We start from the raw sequence: 4,108 nt of genomic DNA on the forward strand, positions 1-4,108 counted from the left end.
AGGGCTGTGTCTCTATAATCCTCATAATTGTATCCTCCTTTTACATTAATCAATAGTGTAATTATATATTAAGTTCACAACAATTTACTATTACGTTTTATGAGAATATTATTACACCGACAAAATAAAGTTGAAATAAATTAAATAAGCGTTTTCACCCAATCAGAAATTCCACCCTTAGGATTAATGTTTAGAAACCTTTTAAATAATTCTTTGCTTTCTTCCTCTAAAATTTTGCCATATACTTTCGGAAGTTTAAAAATTGATTCTGGATGGTAATCATTCCAAGTTTTTTCTGTCCAAACTGCTCCACCATCTGTAGGAGATTCTAGTGAATAATATATTTCACCAACAAATGAATGTATTGCGGTACCCAAACACATCATACAAGGTTCTAGGTTAGTAAATAGTTGCATTTCTTTTCTAGTTTTTATTGAACACTTTTGTTTATCCATCTCCATCATTACTTGTAATTCAGCATGTACCAAATATCGTCCTTCTTTTTTTTCTGTGGTATACGCTTTTGAAACAATATTATCCCCATGAAAAATAATTGCAGCAATAGGTATTTCCCCTTGTTTCGCACCTTCTTCAGCCAATGATAAAACTAATCTCATTTTTTCTTCTACAGTCATTATGCCCATTTTTCCTTATCCCCCGATTACATTTAACAGATTCTGACATTTCACCACAATTTACTTTGGTTCACCAACTACAAATTCTCGATCGTTGAGCCTTCCAAGAATATCGTATAGCAAAGTTCGCTCCTATTCAGCCCTTTTTAACTTTGCAGTTTCAGTTTTGCCATTCCAATCTATCTTAACTCTTATATCTCTATCAGACATATTTGGTATTCCTCCAGTAATTCTCATTTTACTAGCATACTCATTTTGATTATCGAGAGATAACTTACCACTTTCTCCCTCTTTAGGCCCATCAATTTGATACTTTATTTCATTTTCCGGCTTATTATCACTTCCGATAAATTTAAATATGTAATAACTATCATGTGATTTTTCGTTTCCTTCAATTCTGTAAGATATATCCCAACTTTCACTTTTTCCCTCGTAGTTAATTGTAACACCATTATTATTACAACCAATAAGAAGTAATGAACAAATAACAATTATATAAATAACTTTTCTCATATTTTTTATCACCCTTTTTTAGTGGTTCACTTTAAATTTTTCCTCACTCATAAATACTCCGATAACTTTACTTTATACTTTATAATCGTATCTTACTACACTTTGGACAAGTTTTCCATAAATAAAAATAAAGGGTAGCAAACAATATTCCTACTGCCTACTCCCTTTTAAAAATGATTATTGAGCTTGTAAAAATTCCTCATAGTTTTCTATTTTATCCTCTCTACTACTCTTCTTTATCCAATCATTATATTTCTGAATAACTTCTTCTACTGTTTGTAAATTTAGTTCATTTTTCTTTTTACCTTTCAGTTCAGCATACAAGCTAATTTTAATTAAATTTCCCATATTTATTTCACCTCACTTTATAACAATATATCATTCTATGTAAATAATATTAATCTCTACTTTATAAAGAAATAGGGTAATATATAATTTACTCCCTATTACTCTATCAAGACTTTATGCTTAAAAAAGAATTTTGTAATTATCTTGGAAGTCTAACGCAATCGCTGTTAGCTTAATGTGTAAATTAATAATAACATAGTTTTATACTTCATACAAGACTATTTTTATCTGATTTATCTGATTTGTTGTATTAAAAAGCAAAAAATAAAGATAGACTAAGTATTTCTACCTAATCTACCGTTTGTAAATATTTAAAAAATTTATTGTATATTTTATCTATCTTGTGTCAATTATTATAATTACATGATTCAAATTACTTATCTTTTTAAATATTTTTAAGATGCAGCCAAATTAATGGTTGCATCTTTTATTAATATGATGTATTACTTTATCCTTTTAAAGTTATTTGAATCTCTACACTTACAACATAGATAATCTTCTTTATAAAAAGATTTGTCCTTTAGATTTAATAAAGCTATCACATAAAAGCTTCTAAACCGACAATTAAGGTATCAAAGTGTATATTTGAAACAGAATAACTTGAACTAATTATAAAACGTGGTTTAATAACAAGTATAATATATAATAATTTTAGTGCGGAGGTGTTTAGAATGGAATTACAATTAGTATTATTTTTAACATTTGTAGGTGGTATAATAGCCTCATGGATGTGTATAATGACTTCTAGACGTGTTTACAATGAACGTATGAATATAATAAGAAAAGAAGTCAAATCATTAAACGGAAATATTATTTGTATTGAACAGGTGAAAAGAACGAACTGCCCTATTAATAATGAATACCAAAGAATAGAATTAAGCTATAAATTTTACAGAATTAAATACGCTTTAGAACATGAACTAAAGGAAGGCTGGGCGATTCTAGCTATGAAGCAAAACTGGTGTGGACCTAATGGAGCAATCCATTCAAAATGGATGTGGCGTTTATAATCAGAGCAAGTTTCAAGTAATCTTTCCATATTTCAGGCAGACTAGACCTTGAAGATAAAAATGCCACAATCAAATTAGATGAGAATGTAGCTAGTTTGTGTAAACCAAATCTAGCTACATTTTCTATATTTTAAGAATATACTTTTTCTCTTTTTAACCTAAAAATTTCTTCAACTGCTTTTTTATAACCACCAGATACTTTAAAAGAATTACTTATTTTTTTTATATTTTCAATATAACTTGGATCAGTTAAAACCTTCTCAACAGATTTCCTTAAAATTTCCGGAGTAATATTATCCTTATCAAGAGAAATAGTTGCACCTAATTCTTCAGCTCTTTTTGCCATATATGGTTGATCCGCTCCTATAGGTATTGCTACAAAAGGTACATTATTATACAATAAGTCACTAGTGCTATTCATCCCTGCATGCGTTATTGCTACATCAGTATACTTTAAGACCTCTGATTGAGGAACATAATTTCTTACAATAAAGTTATTAGGTATATCAAATTCAGATAAATCTACATTGTATGCTGCCATTACAACAGCCTCATCAGTGTTACCAAATGTTTTAAAGAAGATATCATAGAGATTACTATCAGTATTATTAAACACTGTTCCTAGTGAAATATAAACAACTTTCTTTCCTTCTAATTTTTCAAAAGGAAAATCTAAGTTTTCTTTTCTATCATATATTGGTGGGCCTATAAATTTAAAACTATCATCATAATATTCTGGATGTGCAAGAAAATATTTAGAAGTATATGCAATATTTATATCACCCTTATTAAAAAATAATCCAAAAATATTATGGGACATTTCCACATTAAAAGCTTCTTTTAATTGTCTTGAAACTTTTTTGTAAGTATCTATAGCTGGATGATTTTTTATTAACTTTTCATCCATTAATTCTTTGTGTTGAGACACTAATTCTTTAGGGGTAGCGAACACTGCAAAAGAAGAAACCGAAGGTATTCTTAATATCTGAGCAATGATATTCCCAAAAGGAAACATGGATGTGTATATAATATAATCAAATTTTTTATCCTCAATTTGATTTAGAATATCCTTTATAATTTTATCACTTGATTTAAGTATTTCATTTATATAATTAAGAAGTTTATCTAGCTCCATATCATTAGAAGTATTGTGTTTCCTTTTAAAAATATTTGCTTCTACTCTATAACTTTTAAATTCAGCGCCTGTTTTTTCAATTTTTTCTTTAAAATCTTCTGAGCAAAAATAAGTAATATCTTCTCCTTGTTTTATTAATTCATTTACTAATCCTAATGTAGGATTAACATGGCCATGAGCAGGTATACTTAAAAAAAGTACTTTTGACATAAATTAACTTCACTTCCATTCTTTGTTTCATATATAATTTTACTACAATGTTATTTTGTGTCAACCCAAGAAATACATATCTATTATTAATAAATAGAATATATAGACAAAAATAAAGGTAGACTAAGTATTTCTACCTAATCAACCTCCATTGGCTACTTATTTGTGCAATTTAGCCAAAATGTATTATATCACATTTATTCAATTATTATAGCTGATGGACCTCAAATCATTTATAAATTGTATTTAGTCTATAC

Annotated in this window: 5 protein-coding genes; 1 reads left to right on the plus strand and 4 read right to left on the minus strand. The window is 27.9% G+C overall.

Features of this window, described 5'->3' with window-relative positions; genetic code table 11:
• Positions 1-140: 140 nt before the first annotated feature.
• The 3 genes from COL3_RS26505 to COL3_RS29045 form a co-directional block, all read right to left on the minus strand.
• Complete coding sequence (locus tag COL3_RS26505) at positions 141-644, minus strand: nucleoside deaminase (protein WP_008420175.1); 504 nt, start codon at positions 642-644, stop codon at positions 141-143.
• A 123-nt stretch (positions 645-767) separates the two neighbouring features.
• Positions 768-1,148 carry a hypothetical protein gene (locus COL3_RS26510; RefSeq protein WP_008420178.1) on the minus strand — a complete coding sequence of 127 codons (381 nt, stop codon included), beginning with the start codon at positions 1,146-1,148 and terminating at the stop codon, positions 768-770.
• A gap of 177 nt (positions 1,149-1,325) precedes the next feature.
• Positions 1,326-1,496, minus strand: coding sequence for a hypothetical protein (locus tag COL3_RS29045; RefSeq protein ID WP_008420181.1), 171 nt, complete (start codon positions 1,494-1,496; stop codon positions 1,326-1,328).
• Positions 1,497-2,167: 671 nt separating this feature from the next.
• On the opposite strand from COL3_RS29045, the gene COL3_RS26515 reads away from it, so the two are divergent.
• Positions 2,168-2,506, plus strand: coding sequence for a hypothetical protein (locus COL3_RS26515; RefSeq protein WP_008420183.1), 339 nt, complete (start codon positions 2,168-2,170; stop codon positions 2,504-2,506).
• Between the two features lie 130 nt (positions 2,507-2,636).
• Here COL3_RS26515 and COL3_RS26520 read toward each other — a convergent pair whose 3' ends face one another.
• Positions 2,637-3,851 (minus strand): macrolide family glycosyltransferase, encoded by a 1,215-nt coding sequence (locus COL3_RS26520; protein WP_008420185.1) that lies wholly within the window; start codon positions 3,849-3,851, stop codon positions 2,637-2,639.
• Between the last annotated feature and the right edge of the window lie 257 nt (positions 3,852-4,108).

The sequence above is a fragment of the Clostridium sp. LS genome, from assembly GCF_002760435.1.
Lineage (GTDB): Bacteria > Bacillota > Clostridia > Clostridiales > Clostridiaceae > Clostridium.